This is a genomic window from Streptomyces sp. CBMA156 (genome assembly GCF_014596515.1).
GTDB lineage: Bacteria > Actinomycetota > Actinomycetes > Streptomycetales > Streptomycetaceae > Kitasatospora.
This window is the reverse complement of the sequence record NZ_MSJQ01000439.1, coordinates 14,037-34,771: the sequence shown is the minus strand read 5'-3', so window position 1 is coordinate 34,771 and position 20,735 is coordinate 14,037. Positions and strand designations below refer to the sequence as shown.

At 73.2% G+C, this 20,735-nt stretch carries 22 protein-coding genes; 10 read left to right on the top strand and 12 right to left on the bottom strand.

The features are described 5' to 3' along the window. Window positions 1-11 precede the first annotated feature (11 nt). Together BU198_RS39635 and BU198_RS39630 are read right to left on the bottom strand one after the other, a co-directional pair. On the bottom strand, window positions 12-578 hold the full coding sequence (locus tag BU198_RS39635; RefSeq protein ID WP_188301576.1) for a hypothetical protein: 567 nt from the start codon (window positions 576-578) through the stop codon (window positions 12-14). Further along, complete coding sequence (locus tag BU198_RS39630; protein WP_188301575.1) at window positions 566-1,708, bottom strand: serine hydrolase domain-containing protein; 1,143 nt, start codon at window positions 1,706-1,708, stop codon at window positions 566-568. Before BU198_RS39630 ends, BU198_RS39635 begins: the two co-directional genes overlap by 13 nt. A gap of 158 nt (window positions 1,709-1,866) precedes the next feature. Between BU198_RS39630 and BU198_RS39625 the strand changes: the two genes are divergently transcribed. Together BU198_RS39625 and BU198_RS39620 are read left to right on the top strand one after the other, a co-directional pair. After that, window positions 1,867-2,427, top strand: coding sequence for a hypothetical protein (locus BU198_RS39625; RefSeq protein WP_223245560.1), 561 nt, complete (start codon window positions 1,867-1,869; stop codon window positions 2,425-2,427). Window positions 2,428-2,546: 119 nt separating this feature from the next. Further along, on the top strand, window positions 2,547-3,368 hold the full coding sequence (locus tag BU198_RS39620) for a VWA domain-containing protein (RefSeq protein WP_188301574.1): 822 nt from the start codon (window positions 2,547-2,549) through the stop codon (window positions 3,366-3,368). Between the two features lie 42 nt (window positions 3,369-3,410). On the opposite strand, the gene BU198_RS39615 is transcribed toward BU198_RS39620, so the two are convergent. From BU198_RS39615 to BU198_RS39605, 3 genes are read right to left on the bottom strand one after another with little or no spacing between them, the layout of a single operon-like run. Next, window positions 3,411-3,644, bottom strand: a complete 234-nt coding sequence (locus BU198_RS39615; RefSeq protein ID WP_188301573.1) for a DUF397 domain-containing protein — start codon at window positions 3,642-3,644, stop codon at window positions 3,411-3,413. 19 nt (window positions 3,645-3,663) lie between these two features. Then, window positions 3,664-3,897: a DUF397 domain-containing protein gene (locus BU198_RS39610; protein WP_188301572.1), complete on the bottom strand. Its 234-nt coding sequence runs from the start codon at window positions 3,895-3,897 to the stop codon at window positions 3,664-3,666. Next, on the bottom strand, window positions 3,894-4,754 hold the full coding sequence (locus tag BU198_RS39605; protein WP_188301571.1) for a helix-turn-helix domain-containing protein: 861 nt from the start codon (window positions 4,752-4,754) through the stop codon (window positions 3,894-3,896). Before BU198_RS39605 ends, BU198_RS39610 begins: the two co-directional genes overlap by 4 nt. Window positions 4,755-4,929: 175 nt before the next feature. Here BU198_RS39605 and BU198_RS39600 point away from each other — a divergent pair, with 175 nt between their 5' ends. From BU198_RS39600 to BU198_RS39585, 4 genes are all read left to right on the top strand, one after another. Next, the gene (locus BU198_RS39600; protein ID WP_188301570.1) at window positions 4,930-5,373 is read left to right on the top strand and encodes an ATP-binding protein; all 444 of its coding nucleotides are present in this window, start codon (window positions 4,930-4,932) and stop codon (window positions 5,371-5,373) included. After that, on the top strand, window positions 5,370-5,567 hold the full coding sequence (locus tag BU198_RS39595; protein ID WP_188301569.1) for a hypothetical protein: 198 nt from the start codon (window positions 5,370-5,372) through the stop codon (window positions 5,565-5,567). Before BU198_RS39600 ends, BU198_RS39595 begins: the two co-directional genes overlap by 4 nt. A gap of 17 nt (window positions 5,568-5,584) precedes the next feature. Continuing rightward, complete coding sequence (locus BU198_RS39590) at window positions 5,585-6,316, top strand: hypothetical protein (RefSeq protein WP_188301568.1); 732 nt, start codon at window positions 5,585-5,587, stop codon at window positions 6,314-6,316. 290 nt (window positions 6,317-6,606) lie between these two features. Then, window positions 6,607-7,974 carry a pyridoxal-phosphate dependent enzyme gene (locus BU198_RS39585; protein WP_188301567.1) on the top strand — a complete coding sequence of 456 codons (1,368 nt, stop codon included), beginning with the start codon at window positions 6,607-6,609 and terminating at the stop codon, window positions 7,972-7,974. Here BU198_RS39585 and BU198_RS39580 read toward each other — a convergent pair. After that, window positions 7,971-8,777, bottom strand: a complete 807-nt coding sequence (locus tag BU198_RS39580) for a TetR/AcrR family transcriptional regulator (protein WP_317620512.1) — start codon at window positions 8,775-8,777, stop codon at window positions 7,971-7,973. The genes BU198_RS39585 and BU198_RS39580 overlap by 4 nt on opposite strands. 105 nt (window positions 8,778-8,882) lie before the next feature. Between BU198_RS39580 and BU198_RS39575 the strand changes: the two genes are divergently transcribed. The 3 genes from BU198_RS39575 to BU198_RS39565 all read left to right on the top strand — a co-directional run bounded on the left by BU198_RS39575 (window position 8,883) and on the right by BU198_RS39565 (window position 11,809). Further along, window positions 8,883-9,863, top strand: coding sequence for an ATP-binding cassette domain-containing protein (locus BU198_RS39575; RefSeq protein WP_188301565.1), 981 nt, complete (start codon window positions 8,883-8,885; stop codon window positions 9,861-9,863). Then, entirely contained in the window at window positions 9,863-10,708 is an 846-nt protein-coding gene (locus BU198_RS39570) for an ABC transporter permease (protein ID WP_188301564.1), read from the top strand. Before BU198_RS39575 ends, BU198_RS39570 begins: the two co-directional genes overlap by 1 nt. Before the next feature lie 114 nt (window positions 10,709-10,822). Further along, window positions 10,823-11,809, top strand: a complete 987-nt coding sequence (locus BU198_RS39565) for an aldo/keto reductase (RefSeq protein ID WP_188301563.1) — start codon at window positions 10,823-10,825, stop codon at window positions 11,807-11,809. Here the strand turns inward: BU198_RS39565 and BU198_RS39560 are convergent. From BU198_RS39560 to BU198_RS39540, 5 genes are all read right to left on the bottom strand, one after another. Next, window positions 11,797-16,050: a hypothetical protein gene (locus tag BU198_RS39560; RefSeq protein WP_188301562.1), complete on the bottom strand. Its 4,254-nt coding sequence runs from the start codon at window positions 16,048-16,050 to the stop codon at window positions 11,797-11,799. The genes BU198_RS39565 and BU198_RS39560 overlap by 13 nt on opposite strands. A gap of 123 nt (window positions 16,051-16,173) precedes the next feature. Further along, window positions 16,174-17,319, bottom strand: coding sequence for a hypothetical protein (locus tag BU198_RS39555; protein ID WP_188301561.1), 1,146 nt, complete (start codon window positions 17,317-17,319; stop codon window positions 16,174-16,176). A 53-nt stretch (window positions 17,320-17,372) separates the two neighbouring features. Further along, window positions 17,373-17,672 carry a helix-turn-helix domain-containing protein gene (locus tag BU198_RS39550; RefSeq protein WP_188301560.1) on the bottom strand — a complete coding sequence of 100 codons (300 nt, stop codon included), beginning with the start codon at window positions 17,670-17,672 and terminating at the stop codon, window positions 17,373-17,375. Continuing rightward, window positions 17,669-18,418: a hypothetical protein gene (locus BU198_RS39545; protein WP_188301559.1), complete on the bottom strand. Its 750-nt coding sequence runs from the start codon at window positions 18,416-18,418 to the stop codon at window positions 17,669-17,671. The genes BU198_RS39550 and BU198_RS39545 overlap by 4 nt, the downstream gene beginning before the upstream one ends. Window positions 18,419-18,444: 26 nt before the next feature. After that, window positions 18,445-19,191, bottom strand: coding sequence for a hypothetical protein (locus BU198_RS39540; protein ID WP_188301558.1), 747 nt, complete (start codon window positions 19,189-19,191; stop codon window positions 18,445-18,447). Between the two features lie 247 nt (window positions 19,192-19,438). Here BU198_RS39540 and BU198_RS39535 point away from each other — a divergent pair, with 247 nt between their 5' ends. Then, entirely contained in the window at window positions 19,439-20,212 is a 774-nt protein-coding gene (locus tag BU198_RS39535) for a Crp/Fnr family transcriptional regulator (RefSeq protein WP_411293291.1), read from the top strand. 15 nt (window positions 20,213-20,227) lie between these two features. On the opposite strand, the gene BU198_RS39530 is transcribed toward BU198_RS39535, so the two are convergent. Next, window positions 20,228-20,683: a transcriptional regulator gene (locus BU198_RS39530; protein ID WP_188301556.1), complete on the bottom strand. Its 456-nt coding sequence runs from the start codon at window positions 20,681-20,683 to the stop codon at window positions 20,228-20,230. Window positions 20,684-20,735 lie beyond the last annotated feature (52 nt).

Below are 20,735 nucleotides of genomic sequence, written 5' to 3'. Positions count from 1 at the left end.
ACGCCCACGGGTCACCGCGTGGAGGCGCCCCAGCCGTCGTCCGGCGCGCCGCCGTCCGGCTCGGGGCAGTCGACGTGCTCGTAGCCCCACAGCACCGCCTTGTGCAGCACCCACTCCGGGAGCGGCGGCTGGTCGTAGCCGTCGCGGTCGGTGAGCACCAGCTCGACCCTGACCTCCTCGGCGGGCGAGAACTCCAGGTTCCGTTGGCCGGGGAGGTTCTCGTACGTCACCGTCCGCCAGCCGTGGCCGGTGGCGGCCAGCGCGGCCATCAGGTCCGGCTCGGCGACGCGGGTGTCGAGCGTCAGCGAACCGCCGCCCGGCTGCGGGAGGTCGAGCTCGCCGTGCCAGACCGGCAGGGAGAGCGCGTGGAGCCGGCGGCAGCGGCAGAACACCGTCTGCACGTCGCCCCAGCCGAAGGCGTGCGGCCAGCGGTGGCCGCGGTGGATGCCGCCGCCGTCCCACGGATCGCCGTAGTGGGCGGCGAGTTCGGGCAGCGAGGCGCCGTAGCGCAGCTCGCCGAGGCCGCCCGTGGTGGCCAGGCCGGTGACGAGGGGGAGGAAGCCCGTCAGCCCAGGCACCCGCGCACCGCCTCGATCAGCCGGTTCGCCCGGGCGTCGCCGTGGCCGATCATCCGGTTGGCCACGTAGCCGAAGCCGACGCCGAACTCGTCGTCCCCGAAGGCGAACTGGCCGCCGGCGCCGTCGTTGCCGAAGCTGCGCGCGCCGAGCAGCGGGCGGAAGGCGGGGGAGTCGAGCAGCAGGCCGGAGCCCCAGCGGGCGCCCAGGTCGAAGCCCAGGAAGCCGGCGCCGGAGGAGACCTCGCGCACCGCGTCGGTCACGGTGTCGTGGGAGAGCAGGCGGGGAGCGCCGCCCAGGCCGGTGGCCGCCGCCGCGTACAGGCCCGCCAGGCCGGTGGCCGAGGCGACGGCGCCCGCGCCGGGCAGCTCGATCGCGTGCAGCTCCGGGTCGTTCCAGCCGTGCGGCACGTCCAGGCCGGGGAAGACCAGGGCGCCGTTCATGGTGACGATCCGGGTGAGCAGGTGCTCGGGCCCGGGCATCGGGCGGCGGCCCTCGGCCTCCACCAGCCGGGCCAGGCGCGGCAGTTCGCTCTCCGGCAGACCGATCCAGAGCGGCAGGCCGAGCGGCTCGGCGATCTCCTTGCGCAGGAACGCGCCCGGGGTCAGGCCGGTGATCCGGCGGATCACCTCGCCGACCGCGAAGCCGAACACATGGCCGTGGTACTCGTGGGTGGTGCCCGGCTCCCAGAGCGGCTGCTGCGCCTCGATCGCCCGGATCACCGGATCCCAGGCGGCGACCTCCTCGAAGGAGAGCACCGCGTCCAGGGCCGGGAGGCCGGCGCGGTGGCCGAGGGTCATCCGGGTGGTCACGGCCTGCTTGCCGTTCCGGGAGAACTCCGGCCAGTAGCGGGCCACCGGCGCGTCCAGGTCCAGCCGGCCCTGCTCGGCGAGCAGGTGCGCGCAGATGCTCACCGGACCCTTGGCACAGGAGAACACCGGCACCACGGTGTCCTGCGTCCAGGCCCGCCCGGTGCGCTCGTCGGCCGTGCCGCCCCACAGCTCGACCACTTTCCGGCCGCCCGCGAACACCGTGACGGCGGCGCCCAGTTCGGGGAACTCGGCGAAGTTGGCGGCGAAGACGTCCGCGACGGCGCCGAAGTGGTCGTCGGCCCAGCCCTGGTACTGCTGCATGGTGTGGTGCCCCGTTCTGCCCTGTTCCGCCCTCAAGATCGACCGAACCACGCTACGGGAGCCGGGCGGCCGTGACGAGGGGATTTCACCAGGCCGGGACTGGTGGGGCGGATGTGACAGACTCGCCGGTCGACGAGGAGGAGAGGACGGGGAACCGGATGGATCGGGACGCGCTGACGGCGCTCTGGGAACGGCGGTGGCCCGGCGCGGAGCCCGTCGGGTACGAGCTCCGCAGTCGGGCACGCGACGTGTGGGTGCGCTTCCACAGCCTGCCGGAATCCAAGCGCTACCCCGACGACGAGCGCGAGTACGCGATCGTCCTGGAGCGTCACAACACCGTGCTGGAGGAGCTGTTCGCCGGTGCCGAGGTGTACGTGCTCATCCCGAGATGGACGAGCCGGGCGAGCGTCCCCCGGATGCACCGGGACGCGAGGCACTGGCGGACCTGGCTCCAGGAGGACGACCCCGAACCGGCGTTCCGAACGTTCTGCCACGTCTTCGTGGAGCGGCGGCGGTGGCGGCCGGGCAGCCTGGACCGGCTGCTGCGCCGGGTCGCCGACGAACGGGAGGGCGGGGTGATCGTCACCGGTACCGGCATGCGGCGGCTGTACCACCCGTACGACGGCGGCGCGGACGTCTACCTGGCCACGACAGAGGAGCGCGACCGGCTGAAGGAGCGGCACGCCGGGTGGCTGTCGAGCCACCCCAACGGTCTGTGAGGGACCGGCACGCGCCAGGGCTTGTCGCCGGGCCCGTTCGTCACGCACAGTGTCCGGAGCGCGTTGACGATCACGCGCCCCGGCAGTCCCGGCTGCCGCAGTGAGTGAGGGAGCGACCCATGGCCGTCAGTCTGAGCAAGGTCGAGCAGAGCGCACCGGCGTTGGTGAGCCTCTACAAGACGGCCGGCGCCTCGGTGGAGCGGCGCGGGCTCGGAGGCCAGCGGCTGGCGGTGTACCTGGTGATCGACTACTCCGGTTCGATGAGGCCCTACTACAAGGACGGCAGCGTCCAGGCGCTCGCGGACCGGGTCCTGGGGCTGTCGGCCCACCTGGACGACGACGGGAGCGTGCCGGTCGTCTTCTTCTCCACCGAGGTCGACGCCGAGGCGGAGATCGTGCTGGAGGACCACGCGGGCTGGATCGACCGGATCGTCGCGAAGCTCGGGCACATGGGCAAGACCAGTTACCACCTGGCGATGGACGAGGTGGTCCGGCACTACCGGGAGAGCGGTGCCACGGTGCCGGCCCTCGTCCTGTTCCAGACGGACGGCGGGCCGATCAACAAGAAGGCGGCGGAAGCTCGCCTGTGCGAGGCGGCGAAACTGCCGATCTTCTGGCAGTTCATCGGCTTCGGTGACCCGGGCAGCAAGCAGTTCGACTTCCTGCGGAAGCTCACCGGGCTCGCGGTCCCGGAGATGCGCCCCATCGACAACGCGGGCTTCGTCCACCTGGGGCATGATCCCCGGAAGGTCTCCGACCAGAAGCTGTACGACCAGTTGCTCGCCGACGTCCCCGGATGGCTGGCGGCCGCCCGGGCCCAGGGCATCGCGCCGGAGGGGCCGGCGTTGCAGGCGCCGGCGGTGGAGGTTGCGGCGGCGCCGTCCGAACGCCGGGGTCTCTGGGCGGCGTTGGCGGCGTGGCTGGGGATGGGGAGCCGCTGACGTTCCGGCCACGCGGTCATGCCGCGTGGCCGGAAGCGGGGGTCAGGCGGTGAAGCGGGGGTCGCGGGCTTCGATGGCCTGGACGAAGGCGGTCCATTCGGCTTGGTCGAAGGCGAGGTGTGGGCGGTTGGGGTTCTTGTCGTCGCCGACCCACACATCGCCGTTGTCGAAACGGGCGACAAGCACACAGCTGCCGTTGTCGTCAGCCGAGAAGGGGGACTTGGCCCACTCCGCGCTGGCGGGGTTGTGGTTGTAGGGGTCGTGTCGGTCGCGCATCTGGGCCTCCCGGGTGGGGTCAGGCGGTGAAGCGGGGGTCGTGGGCCTCGATGGCCTGGACGAAGGCGGTCCATTCGGCTTGGTCGAAGGCGAGGTGGGGCCGGTCGGGGTTCTTGTCGTCGCCAACCCAGACGTCGCCGTTGCCGAAGCGTGCGATGACCACGCAGCTACCGTTGGATTCAGCGGAGAAGGGAGACTTGATCCACTCGGCGTCGGCAGGGTTGTGGTTGTAGGGATCGTGCTTCTCGGTCACGTGATCTCTTCCAACTTGCGTTCAAGGACGGTGATGGTTGCGTCTTTGGAAAGAGCGCATCGCTTCAGTCGGGCGAAGGCTCGATCAGCTCGACGGACGTCGCGTCCCGACTTACGCGGGAGCATACCGCCGACTGCTTCTACGAATGAGAAGCCCTCGCCCGGTTCTCCGGGGAAGCGGAGGAGGGTGAGTCCAGACGCGAGAACTCCAGGTCGTCCAGCGCTGAACGGGACCATGCGAACGGTGACGTTCGGGTACCGGGCTACTTTGAGCACGTGGCGGATCTGACCGGCGAGGACCTCCATGTCCCCGCCGACCAGGAGGGCCAGTTCGCCGAAGTAGGCATCGAGCCTGAGGATGGGTTCCTTGGTGAGCCTGCGTTGGCGCAGAACCCGGATCTCGGCAGCAGCTTCGCTCTGATCTTCGCTGAGACCGTCGAGGCCCGCGGCAATTATCTCGCGTGCGTAGTCCTCGGTCTGTAGCAAGCCCGGGAAGCCTGACAAGTAGTACTCAAACATCTGAGCGGCGTCAGCTTCGAGACTGAGGAACTCGGCGAACGCCGCGCTGATGGTGTCGGCGAACTCGTGATCCTGCCACCAGTGCCTCGAAGGGCTGTCAGTGGCGAAGGCCTCGATCTCGGCACGTTCCGGACCTGCGATCCCGCAGTGGTCCAGATACACGGCCAAGTCGACGGAGGTCACAGGCAGCAGTGCTCGTTCGACCTTGCTGAGTCGAGCCGGGTTCCAGCCCTTCAGGCCGGCGGTGACGTCGGCGAGCGTCTTGTTGTTCTCGATCCGCCACGCCCGCAGCTCGTCTCCGAGGCGGATCTGCCTGATCGCTGACGGGTCCTTGCTCAACACGTACCTCCCTTGTTCGCCACAGTGTTGCTGGCTATGCCTCGGGGGCTCAAGCCAACCACAAGATCCACTAATTTATTTTTTGCTTGCGGGTGTTCGGGTTGCAAATTCGATTTCGCTTGCCCCACACTCAACGTGACCGCACGAACACGCCACTGAAGGTGTGGGGTGACTCATGTCCACCTTGCGTAACCCGGTCCTCCGAACCTGGGAGACCACCCTCACCGAGCACTCGACCTCGGTCCGTACCGCCCGCCGTCTGATCCGCGAGCAGCTCAACTCCTGGAGCTGGAGCGGCGATCCCGTCGATGACCTCGTCCTCATCACCTCCGAACTGGTGACCAACGCCGTCGTCCACGCCTGCCGGGGAAGCGACGAAGTCCGCCTCTCCCTCCAGGAGTTCGACGGCGACTGCCGGCTCGAAGTCTGGGACCCGCGCGGCGACCTCCGGCTCCGCCACCCCCACCCCCGCCGCTTCACCGAGGGCGGCCGGGGGATCGATCTGGTCCGTCAGCTCGCCCTCGACTTCGGCGTCATCGTCCGTCGCGACGAGGGCAAGCGGGTGTGGGTCCGCGTCCGGCTCCGGCCGGCCGACAGCCTTCCCCCGCCCGGGAGTTGATCCCCATCAAGCTCGCCCCCACGGCGACGGTCGCCGTCGCCAGCCTCGCCCTCGCCTGTTTCGCCGCGAACCTCATCTCCCCGCGCGAGCCGGCCACCGCCGACGTCGTCTGGTGGACCACCCTGGCCGCCGCCCTGATGACCGGCATCCACCGCCACAACGACCCCACCGACCCCACCGACGACGACGATTGATTCCGAGGACTTCCCCCATGCCCGACCTGCACCCCGCCGCGATCGCCTTCCGCGACCCGGCCGCCCTCCTGGACCGCTGCGAGATCGGTGGCGTCCGGCGTCTCTTCGGCGAACCCGGCTACGAGTCGGGGGCCGTTGTCCCGGCCGGCGACTGGGCCCCGCTGTCCGACCACCTCCCCGCGCGGTACGCGCCGAGCCTGTTCACCCAGGACAGCGGCCTGGTGGAGTTCTTCCGGCTTCCCGCCACCGTCACCGACCGCGAGTCGATGGCCGCCCTGGTCGGCGAGCTGGGAGACCCGTTCCCCGTCCCGCTCCCCGCGACCGACGACCCGCCCGGCGAACCCGTCACCCACCGCCTGCCGGAGAACGGCCTGCGCCCCGGTCTGCACATCGACAACCGCCAGAACCTCTCCTACACCGACTGCGGCGGCGCGCGCCGCCGGCTCTGCGTCAACCTGGGCCCCGGCAGCCGCCACCTCCTGCTCGTGACCACCACCATCAAGTCCGTCTGCCGGGCCGTGCACGACCGTTACGAGACCCACCACCCGCACACCTACGACTTCTGGAGCTACCTCGCCGAGCGCAAGCGGGTGAGCGTCCTGCGGATCAGCGTCGACCCGGGGGAGGGCTGGCTCGCGCCCACCGCGCTGCTCCCGTACGACGAGTCCACGGAGGACGAGGAGCTGCCGTCGGCCACGGCCTCCTGGCTGGGGCACTGGGAGCGCGGTCTCTTCGGCCCGCTGATCTGACAAATGGTCACTCTCGGTGTGCCTTGTCGGGCAGGACGGACGGGGCGGGCGGGGCTCGCGCCGTTGTGCGACTTGGAGTGCACCGAGGCCGTGGGGCGCGTACGAATATGTGCGCGCCCTTCAGTGCGCCGTAACGGCGGAAGGCGACGCGGACCGTTCGGCCCGCGCCCGTACCCCTGCGCGGCCGTCGGGCACGTGTTTCGGGAGGATGAGGAACGGCGTCACCACCGTCTACCGGGCCCCGGACCGGGGCAGGCTCGGGCGGACAGTGCTAGTGAAAGGGGCCGACCATGGCCGCAGTGCACGAATCCGTCCTCGACGCGATCGGCGGGACTCCGCTGTTCCGCCTCGCCCGGCTGGGCGCCGGTCTCGCCGCGCCGATCTACGCCAAGGCCGAGTTCCTCAACATCGGCGGCAGCGTCAAGGACCGCGCCGCCCTCTCGATGGTGCTGGCCGCCGAGCGGGACGGGCTGCTGAAGCCCGGCGGGACGATCATCGAGGCGACCTCGGGCAACACCGGCATCGGCCTGGCCATCGTCGGGCGGCAGCGCGGCTACCGGGTGATCGCCGGCGTTGTCGACAAGTCGTCGCCCGAGAAGGCCGACATCCTGCGGGCGTACGGCGCGGAGGTGGTGCTCGCCCCGACCGCCGTGCCCGCCGAGGATCCGCGGCACCTGTTCAAGGTGATGGAGCGGCTGACCGAGGAGATCCCCGGAGCCTGGCTCGCCAACCAGTACGACAACCTGGCCAACCCCGAGGCCCATCTCCGCACCACCGGCCCCGAGATCTGGGAGCAGACCGGCGGCCGGGTGACCCACTTCGTCGCGGGCGTCGGCACCGGCGGCACCATCACGGGGACGGGCACCCATCTGAAGGAGGTGTCCGGCGGCTCGGTGACGGTGGTCGGCGCGGACCCGGAGTCCTCGACGTACGGGGGCGGCGACGGCAGTCCGTGGTACGTCGAGAGCATCGGGCACTACCTGCACCCCCAGACCGTCGAGGACCGTCAGCCGCAGGCGCTGCGCCCGGAGGTGATCGACTCCTACCAGCGCGTCCCCGACCGCGAGTCGCTGCTGGCGGCGCGTCGGCTGGCCCGGGAGGAGGGCATCCTGGCCGGGCCGTCCTCGGGCGCGGCGGTGGCCGCCGCACTGCGGGTGGCGGCGGGGCTCGGGCCGGACGACCTGGTCGTGGTGCTGCTGCCGGACTCGGGGCGCTCCTACCTGTCCAAGGTGCACAGCGACGTGTGGATGCGGGAGTGGGGCTTCCTGGAGGACGGGGACGGCCTGCGGCCGCTGCTGGAGGCCTGCGACCCGCTGGTGACGGTGGCCGCCGACGCCACCGTGGGTGCGGCACTGGAGGCGCTGGGCGGTGCGCCGGTGGCGCCGGTCGTCCTGGCGCGGGCGGCGCGCCCGTACGGGGTGGCCGCCACGGAGGTGGTCGGCTCGGTGTCCCGGGCCGCGCTGGCGGCGGCGCTCGCCGACGGCGCCGCCAAGCCGGAGGACGCGCTGGGCGGGCTGGTCGGGTCGGCGCTGCCGGCGGTCGGCGTCGGGCAGTCGGCGGCCGAGGCGCGGGTGCTGCTCGGCCGCACGCACCGGGCGCTGATGGTGCTGGTGGACGGCCGGGTGGCCGGGGTGCTGCCGCGCGAGGTTCTCCTCTAACTCCCGGGCAGGGGCGCCAGGATGGCGGAGATGATCCGGCCCAGGGCGCGGTCGAACGCCTGGTCCGGGTCGCCGGGCGGTCCGGCGGTGGCGAACGCCTGCGCCAGGTGCGGGTATGCGCCGCTCGCCGCGGCCCGGCCGAGGTAACCGACCAGCTCCGCCTGCCACTTGGCGCCCGCCGCGGCCGTCTGCTCGTACTGCGCGAACTGGCAGACGAAGCCGTTGAACAGCGACATCGCCTCCAGCCGGGCGCCGCCGCCGAGCCCGGTGGGGGCGGTGACGGCGAGGAAGTGGTCGGTGTAGCGCAGCGCGTTGGGGCCGATGCCGGGACGGGCCAGCACCAGGGTGGGCAGCCAGGGGTGGCGGCGGAGGATGGCCAGCTGCTGGTGGGCGAGGGCGGCGAGGTCGGCCCGGACGTCGCCGCTCGGCTCGGCCGGCAGCCGGTACTCGCCGGTGACCGCGTCGAGCATCAGGTCGAGCAGGTGCTCCTTCTTCGGCACGTAGTTGTAGAGCGACATGGTGCCCGCGCCGAGCGCCGCCGCCACCCGGCGCATGGAGGCCGCGTCCAGGCCCTCGGCGTCGGCGATCCCGATGGCCGCCGCGGCGATCGAGTCGCGGCTGTGGGCCGGGCGCGGGCCGCGGCCGGTGCGTTCGGGGCGCAGCCAGATCAGCTCGGGGGCCTCGGGGGGTGTGGGCCTGCCGGGCTGTTCGGCCTGTTGGGCCTGTTCGGCCTGTTCTGCCCGTGCTGCTCGGGCTGGCTGTTCCGGCTGCTCGGAGCCGGTGGGGGTGTTGCTGGACGGCACTGGGAGATCACCTCGCTCACCCATCGTAGTTACGTACGTCGTACGTAGTACGATGGCGCCCGAGCGCGCTTCTACGTACGATGTACCTAGAGAGAGGGCAGGGCCATGTCCGACACCGCACGAGCCGCCATCGAGATGGCCGGCGTGGAGAAACGCTTCGGCGCCACCGAGGCCCTGCGCGGCCTCGACCTCGCCGTCCCGGCCGGCACCGTCTGCGGTCTGCTGGGTCCCAACGGCGCCGGCAAGACCACCGCCGTCCGCGTTCTCGCCACCCTGGCCGCCCCCGACCGCGGCACCGCCCGGGTCGCCGGACACGACGTCGTCCGCGAAGCCGAGGACGTCCGGCGCGCCATCGGCCTCGCCGGACAGCACGCCGCCGTGGACGAGGGCATCACCGGCCGCGACAACCTCCACCTGTTCGGCCGGCTGCACAACCTCGGCGCCCGCCGGGCCCGGGAGCGCGCCGACGAACTGCTCACCCGCTTCGGCCTCGCCGACGCCGCCGACCGGCTCGTGCGCACCTACTCCGGCGGCATGCGCCGACGCCTGGACCTCGTCGCCAGTCTGGTCACCAGCCCGTCGGTACTCTTCCTGGACGAACCCACCACCGGGCTCGACCCGCGCAGCCGGCAGGCGATCTGGGACACCGTCAGGGAACTGGCCGACGGCGGCACCACCGTGCTGCTCACCACCCAGTACCTGGAGGAGGCCGACCGGCTCGCCGACGACATCGTGGTCGTCGACCGCGGCGCCGCCATCGCCACCGGACCGCCGGCCGGGCTCAAGGCCGCGATCGGCAGCCAGGTCTCCGTCACCCTGGCCGACCCCGCGCAACTCGCCGCCACCGCCGTGGTGTTGTCCTCGCTGACCGGCGGCGACGCCCAGGTGGACGTCGCCGAGCGGACGGTCACGGTGCTGACGGCGCCCGGCGTCCCCGTCCTGTTGCCCTCGCTGGTACGGGAGTTGGACGGCATGGCGGTGACCGCACGGGACGTCGCGGTGCGGGAGCCCTCGCTGGACGACGTGTTCCTCGCGCTCACCCGGGAGCCTGCGGACGGACCGGCGGCCGAGGGGAGGGCCGCCTGATGGCCACCGCCGTGCACCTCGCCGCCCGCCCGTCCGCGCGTCCGCCCGCCCGCCCGTCCGCCCTCGGCCGGCTCGCCACCGGAACCTGGACGTCGATGCTCCGCGTCCTGCTCAACTACCGCCACTCGCCAGGCCTGTTGGCCGCCTCGATGGGCGTTCCGGTGGTGATGGTGGTGGTCTTCGGATACGTCCTCGGCAGCGCCATGCAGGTGCCGGGCGGCGGCGACTACCGGGAGTTCCTGATGCCCGGGCTGTTCGCCATGGTCGCCACCAACGGCATCATGCCCACCATGGTCGGCGCTGCCCGCGACGTCGGGCGCGGGGTCACCGACCGGCTGCGCTCCATGCCGGTCTCCCGCACCGGGCTGCTGCTCGGCCAGGCCCTCGCCGACCTGCTGGTCAGCGTGGCCGTCCTGGCTCTGATGGCGCTGGTCGGACTCCTCACCGGCTGGCGCGCCCGGCACGGACTCACCGACACCGCCGGGGCGTTCGCCCTGCTGCTGCTCTTCCGCTTCGTGATGACCTGGGTCGGCACCCTGCTCGGCCTGGCCGTCGGCAAGGAGGAGGCGGCCGGACAGCTCTCCGTCGCGGTCTTCCCGCTGGCGATGGTCACCAACGCCTACGTGCCGACCGGCGGCATGCCCGGCTGGCTGCGCGTCCTCGCCGACTGGAACCCGGTCAGCTCCGTCGTCCAGGCCTGCCGGGAACTCTTCGGCAACCCCTCGGCGGCAGGGTCCGCCTGGCCGACGCAGCACGCCACCCTGGCCGCGCTGCTCTGGAGCGCCCTGCTGCTCGCGGTCTGCGTGCCGCTCGCCGTACGGAAGTTCGCCACCCACGGGCGGTGAGCGGCGGGGCTGTGAGCGGTGACCAGCGGGACTGTGGGCGGTGATCCGCAGGACTCCGGCACACCCGTGAAATGTGCTGGACAGTGACGCCGGTGTGGTCTTGGGTGGGGCGCCATGGAGTACACCCACCTCGGCCGCACCGGCCTGACCGTCTCCCGCCTCTGCCTCGGCACCATGAACTTCGGCCGCCACACCGAGGAAGCCGAGGCCCACCGCCTCATGGACACCGCCCACGAGCGCGGCATCAACTTCTTCGACACCGCCAACGTCTACGGCCGCGACAGCGAGGGCCTGCAGCGGGGGCGCACCGAGGAGATCATCGGCCGCTGGTTCGCCAAGGGCGGCGGCCGCCGCGAGCGCACCGTCCTCGCCACCAAGGTCTACGGCGACATGGGCGACTGGCCCAACGAGGGCAGGCTCTCCGCGCTCGCCGTCCGCAAGGCCGTCGAGGCCAGCCTGCGCCGCCTCCAGACCGACCACATCGACCTGTACCAGATGCACCACATCGACCGGGACACGCCCTGGGAGGAGGTCTGGCAGGCGATGGAGGTCCTGGTCGCCCAGGGCAAGGTCGTCTACGTCGGCTCCAGCAACTTCGCCGGCTGGCACATCGCCCAGGCCCAGGAGACCGCCCGCTCCCGGAACCTCCTCGGCCTGGTCAGCGAGCAGTCCCTCTACAACCTGCTCGACCGCACGATCGAACTCGAGGTGATCCCCGCCCTCCGGCACTACGGCGTCGGCCTGATCCCGTGGTCCCCGCTGCGCAGCGGCCTGCTCGGCGGCATCCTGCGCAAGGAGCGCGAGGGCACCCGCGACCGCAGTGCGCTGCCCTACGCGAGCGAACTCCTGGACAGGCACCGTGACCGGATCCAGGCCTACGAGGACTTCGCCGACGAACTCGGCGCCGACCCGGCCGTCCTCGCCCTCGCCTGGCTGCTCTCCCGCCCCGCCGTCACCGCCCCCATCGTCGGCCCGCGCACCGCGGACCACCTCGACGGCGCCCTCGCGGCGCTCGACCTCACGCTCGACCAGAAGACCCTCGACCACCTCGACGAGCTCTTCCCCGGGCACAAGCCCGCCCCGGAGGACTACGCCTGGTAGGCCGTTGGCCCCCGGCCTGCCTCCGGCTCCGACCCCGGCCGCCACGCGGGCACCCCGGGCCGGGGCCAGAGGACGGGCGGGAGCCGATGGCCGGTCGAAGGCCCGACACCGGGAAGGTGACACAGGGTGCCGGAGTCGAGCACGCAGTAGGCCGACCAGCCCACCGACCACACCGCGACGGGTTCGACGAGGGTGACGGCCCAGAGCAGGACGTCGTCCTCGCCGAGCAGGCGGTCGACGGCCGTCCGCCGGAGCAGGATGCTCTCCGGGCCCTCGCCGGCGAATCCCGGGTCGGTGAGCACGAGTTCCCCGCCGGACCGGTCGGCGAAGTCGAGCTGTCGGCCGGTCCAGCGGACGTTCAGCCGGTCGGTCAGCCGGCGGGTGGGGACCGGGCGGTCACGGGCGCCGAAGAAGCGGCCGACGGCCGGCGGCGGGACACCGATGTCCTGGGAGGTGACCGCCGTGGGCTCGGGCCCCGACGGCTTCCCGGGGGCGTGGGCGAACTCGGGACGGCCGTAGTACTCCGCGAGGTAGGCCTGTCCGGGCCAGCGGAGGGTCGGCCGCAACCGCTGGAGGGCGGCCGGTGCGGGAAACGCGGAGGCCAGCTCCGAGCGGGGGACCACGAAGGACTCGACCCGCAGGACCGGAGGAAGCCGTTGCGTCCGGTGGGCCGGGGAGGCGGCCCGCCAGGTGTCGGAGAGACGGAGGATGCCGCTCCTCGGGTCGTGCAGGAGGGGGAGGCCGGGCACGGGCCGCTCGTCCTGCTCGTCCCCCTCGTCGTCCTCGTCGAGCAGGTGGTGGAGCGCGTTCATCAGCAGCCACGGTGTTCCGGACGGGTCCGGCTTCGTCAGGACCGCCGTCAGGCCGGCCGGCGGGCCGGTCGGGGACCCTCGCAGCCCGGCGGCCGTGAACGGCGGGGTCCACCAGTTCCCCGGCCGGGAGACGGTGTTGAGACGGGTGGGCCATCGGGCCCCCAGGGTCGGATCGATGGTTCGCTGGTGGTACCGGGCCGCGCCGTGCTCGCCCGGCACCGGGACGGGCGGCGAATCCCCGACCAGGGTGGCCTGTTCGGCGTACCACTCCTGCTGCGCGCGCTGGAGCGCCTTGGCCACCGACGCGTCGGCCGCGTCGAAGGCGGATCCGCCGCGCACCCGGACCGGGTGCCGCGGAGCGCCGAGGGCGAACAACTGGGCCCGGCGGGCCAGCCAGGCCTGACGGGGCCTCGGATCGGCCTCCTCGAACGGGCACCAGGACAGTGAGACGGCCTCCTCGGCGATCAGGCTGCCGCAGAACGGGGCGACCAGGCGGGGCCGGCGGAGGGGGACGGCGGGGAAGGTTCCGGCGGCCCCGGGCTCCGGGCCGAGGAGGCCCCGTACCGCGAGGACGGCATCGTGGATCCGCAGGTGCGGCCGGGTCAGCGCACGGTCGACGGCACTGCGGAACAGCCGGCCGGACGGCAGCTCCGTACTGCGGGCCAGCGCCCCGTAGGCGGCCAGCCAGTACGCCTCGGTGACGAGTTCGTCCCGGTGGCCGCCGAACCTGTCGAGGAGCCGGGCGATCGCCGCGGGCCGGTCGGTCCACAGGTCCGCGAGGGTGCGCACGCAGGCGTCGCGCAGGCCGTGGTGGCCCACGCCGGAGAGCCACAGCAGCAGGACGCCAGCCTCGGCGACGGCCTCGTCGCCCCTCGCCCCGGCATCCCCGGCCGCCTTGACGAGGCGGCGGAGCAGGAGGACCAGGTCCTCGTCGTCGAGGATTTCGAGGACGGGGTCGGCGAACCAGCGGCCGTAGCGGCCCCGGCTCCAGGCGGACAGCTGGGCGTCCAGGAAACCCACTCCCAGTGGGTGCCGGGGGCAGGTGGAGTTCACCAGGACGGCGAGCAGCGCGGCCTGGGCGGTGTCCGGGGTACGGAGCCAGCGGGCCAGGAGCACGCGGGAGGACCGGCTGACGCGTGGGGCGGCGCGCCCCTCCAACGACTCCAGCACCATGCCGGAGACGGCTGAGCGGTACCGGCGGGGTACCAGATCCGCCAGTTCGGCGGCGCTGGCCGCGTGCGGCGCGGCCCCGGCGAGCGCCTCCAGCATCCGACGGCGGTCCGTGAGCCGCGAGGACTCCGGCTCGGCGGCGCGCAGCCGCTCGAACTCCTTGACCAGGCGGGTGACGGCGGCCGAGCGGCGGCGCTGGTTGAGCAGGTTCACGGCACGGACGTGCTCGGCGAACCGCTGGACGGCGAACCGGACCCTTCGGGTGTCCGGGTCCAGGGCGAGCACGCCCGCGCTCTCCAGCCAGCGCAGCACGACCGCGGGCCGGGCCGCTCCCGGCACACCGGAGAGCACACGGCCGGCGGTCCCGTAGTCGAGCGATCCCCGCACGCCCATCGCGTCCGCGAGTGCCCGGCAGGCGAGGGTGACCAGGGGCGGCGGGGCCGCGGACGGGGCTGCGCGCAGGTCGTGGACCCGGTCGAGGTAGGCGGCGTGGTCATCGTTGAGGATCGCCAGCCAGGTCTGGAACAGGTCGCCGACGGTGGGCGGGACGATCGCCTCGCCGGGCGGCCGCGGCGTGCGGTGCAGGCACCAGGCCAGGACGGCGAGCATCAGCGGCCGCCGCAGTTCGGAGACGTCCGGCGGCAGCAGCAGCTCCGGCAGCCCGTACATGTCCTGGTAGATCCGCCAGGACCGGTCCGGCGAAGCGACTCCCGGGTTCCACAGGAACCCGTGCCCCCGGGTGCTCACGGTGTGGACGACCTGCTCGGGAACGGCCGGCCGGGCGTCCATCCGGACGGTGCCGACCAGGGTCACCAGCGGGTAGCGGCCGACCGCCTCGGCCAGGGACTCGAAGGCCACCCGGAAGTCCCCGCGCAGGCACCGGACCTCGTTCAGCGCGTCGACCGCGAGGACCGCCCGGCGGCCGGTCAGCAAGGCCTGCTGCTGGAGGGCCGCCAGCAGGTCGCGCAGCCCGTGTGCCCGGGTGCCGGGGGCGACGAGGCGGGGCAGCTGCGCTTCGAACGGTTCGTCCGGGCCGAACTCGTGGCCGCAGACGAACGCGGTGGGCGCGCCGTCCGCGACGCGCCCCCGCACCCAGCCTCCCAGGCCGTAGGACTTCCCCGTGCCCCAACCGCCGCCGACGAGCAGCGCGCCGGTCTGGCGGGTGGCCAGGGCGGGATCGGCGCACGTCGTGTACAGGGTGCGGGCGCAGGCCAGCAGGTCCTTGAGGACGGCCAGCAGGCGGCCGAGCGCGCCACGTCCGGGGCCCGGCAGCGCCTCGTACGGCTGCGACTCCCGTACGGCGGCCAGTAGTTCGTCGTGTACCTCCCGGACCTCGACGGCGACCCGGCCGCAGAGCCGGAGCGCCTGTGAGATCCGGCGGCGCAGGATCCCGGGGTCGGTGCGGTCCTCCTCGCCGAGAAGCCGCGCGATGCCGTCCAGCCCGTCGGCGCACTCCGCCCGACGGCCGGAGGAGGCGGTCCAGCGCTCGGACGCCGCCGAGACGGGCACGACGGACGGAACGGGGAGGCCGTCGGTGGCCGGTCGCCATCCGGCCCACAGCCGGAGCCCTGACGCCGTCCCGGCCAGCCGCGAGACGAGCGGCGAAGGGTCGTCGAGCCCGGCCAGGGCCTCGGAGAGGAACGTGGTGAGCTGCGGTGGTTGCGGGCCGGCCGGCCCCGGGCGGCGACGGACGGTGCGGGCGGCCGCGGCCGCGTGCCGGTGGAGGTCCGACAACCGGAGGTACCGGGCGTCGAAGTAGGCCGGCACGGCCTCCTCTGCGAACGACACCACCGCCCGCTCGATCAGGCTCTTGGTGTAGGGGTGGAAGACGACCGGGTGGCCGGGCCGGACACGGCGGACCATCGCGGCCCAGCGGCTCGAAGCGGTGCTCCACTGGCGGGTGCCGGGCGTGCCGGTGCCGCCGGCGGTGAAGTCCTGGGGCAGGAAGACCAGCATGTCGGTGAGGTCGGGATGGTGGGCGAGGGCGGAACCGACGGACTCGTCCATGGAACGCAGCGCGGACTTCAGTGCCGCGTGGTGCTTGACCTGGATGCCGACCACGCGTCCGCCGGCGGTCCTGGCGCACGCCTCCAGCCCGCCGTCCGGTGGCCGGAGCGCCAACAGCGTGCCGTCGACGACGGGGCCGAAGTCGTGTTCCAGGATCGCCGGGAAGAGATGGACGCAGAGCGACTCGAACATCTGCGCCGGAGTGGCGCCGAGGTCGGTCCTGAGCCGGTCGAGGTCCACGCCGAGGGGCATGCGGTTCCTTTCGGGAGCGTTCCGGCGGGTGGCGGGTGGCGGGTGGCGAGTGGCGAGTGGCGAGTGGTGGCCGGTGGCACTCGGGGCCAGGGGTCCTCCCGAGTGCCACCGGTGGGCGGCGGGTCAGACCAGGGCGCGGGCCCTCCGGTCCCAGCTCTCGATGCGGGCCATGGTCTCGGTGAGGCGGTCGAGGGCCGCGATGATGTCCTCGGCCGGGCCCTGGAGGCCGGGGCGGGCGGAGAGGAGCCACTCCATCGTCATCCGGAAGAGCCGGAGGGTCTTCAGGACCTCCCACGCGGAGTGGGACATGCCGACGAGCCGGAGCAGGGAGTCGTGGGCCGGCGATCCCTCCCACAGGTGCGGCGCCGCCTCGAAGAGGGCGAGCGACCGGTGCACCGTCGGGTCCACACCCGACACCCGCGAGGCGACCTCGGCGGCGCGGTCCCGGAGCTCGGACGCGGGGCCGGCCAGGGAGACGGCCAGTCCCCGGAGCGCGGCGGGTGCCGTCGCCGCCGGGGCGCTCCCCGTACCGGCGGGGGCCTGCGGGACGGGCCCGAAGTCCTCGGCCAGGTTGGCGATGGTGTTCACCAGGTCCGTCATGGTTTCGATGCCCTGGGTCACGATCCGCATCTCCGCCTCGACGGCGGCGAAGCGGTCGATCAGGCCTGGCCCGTCCTCCTGGTCGGCCTGGTGCTCCCGGTGCTCCGGCTCCTCCCGGCGCTCCGGACCCGCCCGGTCCTCCCGGTCCTCCTGGTCGGAGCCGGGAGGACCGAGAGCGGCGTCGTGGTCCCGTGACCGCAGGCCGAGCAGGATCCGGGCCGGTGGGAGCGGGGAGTAGCCCTCGGTCAGGACCCGGTCCAGTGCGGTCCGGAGCCGCTCGCGGGCGTCCGCGAGACCGTCGGGGGAGCGTTCGTACAGGATCGTCCGGCCGGGTGAGGCGTCGAAGGGGAGCCGGCCGCGCTCCGCGAGGTGGACGGTCGGACGGCCGGTGGTGTGGCGCAGGCCGAGCTGGTACAGGACGTCCGGCTCTCCGTCGGTCAGGTCGGCGATCACGATGTCGGACTGGAGCACGTGCCGGCAGATCCGATCGGAGGCCTCCCCGCCCTTCCGGGCGTCGTCCGTGTGCAGCGGTTCGATCCCCAGCGCCGCGCACGCCGGCCGGACGACCTGCTCGAAGACCCGGAGGTGCGCTTCGCCGGAGGCCCGGCCGGTGTCGGTCCCTGGGTACCGGTCCCCGGCGGGGCCGATCACGAAGCACGTGGTCGGCATCCGGGGACTCTCAGGTCGGCGCTGATCGTGCCGGGGGACCGGCGGCGTCGTCTTCACGAGAGGTCCTTCCAGCCGAGCCCGGGCAGCGGCGGCTCGCTCACCCAGGTCTCCGACTCGTCGGCGTACAGCGGGAGTTCCTCGATGCCCAGCGCGGTGAGCAGGCCCGCCGTGGGCACCCGGTAGCGGTGCCCGGTGCGGACCACCGGGCAGGGGAAGGCCTGCCGCCGGACGAGCCGGTAGGCCGTCTGCCGGCAGATCCCGAAGGCCCGGGCGGCGGTGCGCATGTCGACGGCCAGCGGGAGGCCGAACAGTTCGGGAAAGGTCAGCGGCCCGCTCGGGCGCGGGGCGGTCAACGGGCCGTTCCCGCCGCGCGCAGCGAAAGGCTGCCGACCCGCGACCCGCGCGCGGGACGGTGCGTGCGGCGCACCACCTCCCGCAGTCCCAGGTGGTCGGTGAGTTCCGCGAGCCGAACCGCTTCGACCTTCGCGGGGGAACCGGGGTCCGGCACGACCACCGCGCCGCCGGTGTCCGCGGCCGCGGTGCTCGCGGGCACCCGGCCGTTGTCGGCAGCCCTGGCGTCGCGGGCGTCGGCGATCACGACGACGTGCTCGTTCGGGTACTCGTCGGCCGAGCCCCGGGTGAACTTCCGGCCCTGCCGGACGGCGGCGCGCAGCAGCCGGTCACCGACCTCCGGGTCGTCCGGTGAGACCTCGGCCAACTCCTCGACGAAGGCGGACAGCAGTTCGGACTCCAGGTCCTGCCGGTCGGCCCGGGTCCGGGGCGAGGACTGGCGCACGAACCGTTCGAGCCGTGGTGCGGCGAGCCAGACCAGGGCCTCGACCCAGCCCGTGACCTCGGTCGAGCCGATGGCCGTCGACAGGGTGTCGTGCTGGGCCAACGCGACGGCCCGGCACCAGATCCGGCCGCGCAGCCCGGTGTCCTCCGGCTCCTCCCAGAGCGCCGCGCGCGCCTCGGCGGGATCGAGGCGGACGGTCTCGCCCTCGAACTCGACGGCGAGAAAAGCCGGTCGGAGGTGGGCGGCGCCGGTCACCCGCGCGTGGATGACGTCGAAGATGCCGTGGTAGGTGATCAGGGCCACGGGTGCGTTCCTTCCGTTGGGCGGAGTCAGTAGCGGTCGAGGAGGCGTCGGATCGTGGAGTGCAGGCGGTCGATCGTGTCCACGAACGTGGTCCACTTCGGTACGTGGAGGCGTTCGCAGTCGGGCAGGAAGAGCGGGTTCCCGGCGTGCGCGGGGTCGTAGATCCACGCCCACTCGCTGTAGTCACGTCCGGGCACGGTCGCCCGGACGCGCTTGAAGAGCCGCGGGGGCAGTCCGGTGTAGAGCTCCCGGACCGATTCCCGGTAGACGTGGTCGGAGAGGATCGCCACCAGGTGGGTGGTCGCCGGGCTGGCGTGCGCCAGGACTTCCTTGACCTGCTCGGAGTCGAGCAGCCGGTGGAGTTCGTTCCGGGCCGGCCCGTTGCCCTCGCCGGGGGACCCCTCCGCGGTCACGTGGCCGGCGTGGAGGCTGGCCCGCATCCGGAGCCGGACGCGGTTCGGTGCCGCGTTGTGCCGGGCGAGTTCGTTGCTGAGGCAGCCGAGCCCGGGGTGGATGACGTGGGGCATCAGCTCGGAGGCGAACCCGAGGGCCAGCCCGTCGCCCGAGTGCGACAGGAAGCGCTTCGCCGTCCTCAGCTCGTCGAGCCCGGCGGCGGTGAGCGCCGCGTCGAGGAGCGGTTCGAGGTAGGCGCTGACCGGTGCCTGCACCACGCCGGGCAGGTCGGTGTAGCGCCGTACGTCCAGCCCGAGTAGCCCCTGGTAGGGCGGCAGGGGCCGGCTGGAGGCGCCGGGGAGCTGCGGGGGTTCGGGCATGGCGTTCTCCTGGCGGGGTGAGGGGGCGGGTGGCCGGCCTGCTGCGCGGTGGCGGTCACGAGTCTGGGCGTGGGGCGCGGCGGGCAATGGCTTGGCAGGTCCGAATTCCTGTGACCCGCGCCACAGCGGATCCCGCGGGCGGCAGGCGGCGCGGGAGGGTAGCAGGTAACCGGGGGGAGTCCTGGACATTGCTCCAACTGTCGGATGGTCGCGGTTCGTTGGGCGCGGCGGCCTCTAATCTCCCGGCATGAAAAACTGCCACAACTTCTCGGCGGGTTCGCCGACGGCTGCCAACCGGACGGCTCGGCGGCCCGGGCCCGGGGCCTCGCCCGGGCCGCACTGGACGTTCCGTCAGCGTGTGGGTGAGGAGCGGTGGGTCGCGTTCCTCAGGGGCCTTCCGCGGATGACCCGTCCGGCGGGGTGGACGCCGATGCGTGAGGGCGACCCGGGGGTCGACGTGTTCGCCCTGCTGGGCGGTCTGGTGGACGTGTGGCAGAGCGGGGGCGGCCGGGACTGGGAAGCCGAACAGCTGATCACCATCCGGGGGGCCGGCGACCTCCTCGGCGAAATGGCGGCGCTCGAACTGACCTCCCGTACGGCCACCGTGCGGGCGCGCACCGAGTGCGAGGTGGTGATGATCTCCGGCGAACGGTTCAGGAGCGCCGAGTTCCGCCGCGAGTGGTGGAACGACCTCCTGCCGTACGTCTCCGGCCGGGGGCGGGAGGGGGCGATGATCCTGCGGTCCGGCGACGGCGCGGCCCGGGTGGCCCGTCTCGTCCTGCCGCTGCTGGACCACGCGGAGGGGGCGGGGCAGCCGGACGGGCCGGTGTGCCTCAGGATCACCCAGCAGGAGGTGGCCGAGTGCCTCGGCCTCGGGCGGGACACGGTGCGGCGGCTCACCTCCGATCCTCCCTTCGGCGGTTGGCCGAAAGGGCGCGGGGGCAGCCTCCTGGTCACGGACCCCGAGGCCGTGCGCGTCGCCGCGGCGCGGCTCGGGGGGTGGCACCCGCAGGCCGGGTGAGGCCGGCGGGCGGGGTCAGCGGGCGACGATGAGGGCGGCACAGGTCTCGACGACGTGGTGGAAGGCCTGGTCGAGGATGTAGCCCCCGTTCATGCCGTGGTCGGCGAGGCGCAGGAAGTTCCCGCGGCGGGTGGCTTCGGCCGCCCGCCGCAGGGGTTCCCGGCGGTCGGCGAGGTAGTGGGTGGAGGCGGAGAGGGCGAGCGCGGCGATGACCCGGCGCGGCTTCGGGCGCAGGCCGAGGGCGCGGCCGCCGAGGACCAGGGCGGCCGCCTGGACCGCGGTGTAGGTCGCGACGTGGGCGGCGCAGGCGCGGCGGCCGTGCGGGGAGCGGTCGGCCTTGGTGTCGGCCTGGTGGTCGGTCTGGATCCAGTGGTCGGCGAGGTCGGCCGAACTGCGGAGCAGGACGTAGGCGGCGGCGAAGGTCGCGGCGCGGCTGGTGCGGCCGGTGGGGCGGGAGGTGGGAGTGGACATCGGGCTCCGTTCGGAGGGTGTGACGCGGATGGGGAATCGCCCCGCTGTGGTA